This is a genomic window from Microvirga sp. P4_G7 (assembly GCF_056401005.1).
In genome coordinates, this window is sequence record NZ_JBFUKD010001104.1 from 1 (window position 1) to 694 (window position 694).

At 57.0% G+C, this 694-nt stretch carries 1 protein-coding gene; it reads right to left on the bottom strand.

The window, feature by feature from the left end; genetic code table 11:
* Positions 1 to 144 precede the first annotated feature (144 nt).
* Entirely contained in the window at positions 145 to 648 is a 504-nt protein-coding gene (locus AC1DT3_RS23295; protein WP_477467525.1) for a MarR family transcriptional regulator, read from the bottom strand.
* Between the last annotated feature and the right edge of the window lie 46 nt (positions 649 to 694).

The following is a 694-nucleotide window of genomic DNA, read 5'->3' on the forward strand; positions in this document are numbered from 1 at the left end:
CACGACGATAATGCTCTCGACCTCCGGTCCAGAATTCTTCCTCGATCGACCAGACGTCATGATCCGTCATGAACGTATCCTCTTCCGATCATCGGCGGTCGATGCGGAGCGGCAGCATGAAACACAAGGCCGCCGCTCCCTGAATCAAGCCAGTTGTCCCTCACCGTAGCGAAGGCTGTTCGTCCACACCTGCTCGAGTCTGCGGAGCGTGCGAAAGGCGATTTCCAAATCGCGTGCTTCCTCGTCGTCCCGTGCAACGGAACGTTGGTAAGTTTCATCCATCGAGCGCACGAGTTCGCAGAGGGAGCGTCCCTTTTCGGAAAGTCGAATGCGTGCCGAGCGTCGGTCACGCTGCGACGCATTTCGATCGATGTATCCGGTGTCCACCAAGCGTTTCAAATTATACGAGGCGTTCGAACCCAGATAATGCCCGCGTTCGATGAGATCACGAACGGACAGATCGTCCGATCCGATCGTGAACAGCACCATGACTTGCGAAGGACTCAGATCGTCGACGCCGAGCCGGCTGAGATCGACCCGAAAAAGGTCGAGCGAGCGACGATGAACGCGCTCGATGAGAAGCAGAAGATCGAGATGCGTCACACCCGTCGAATCGGCGTTCGAATCGACAKTACGGCTGCGTGACAAGGGTGATTCCTGCGTTTGAGGAGGGTGAGGCACAAAGGGTGTGGGT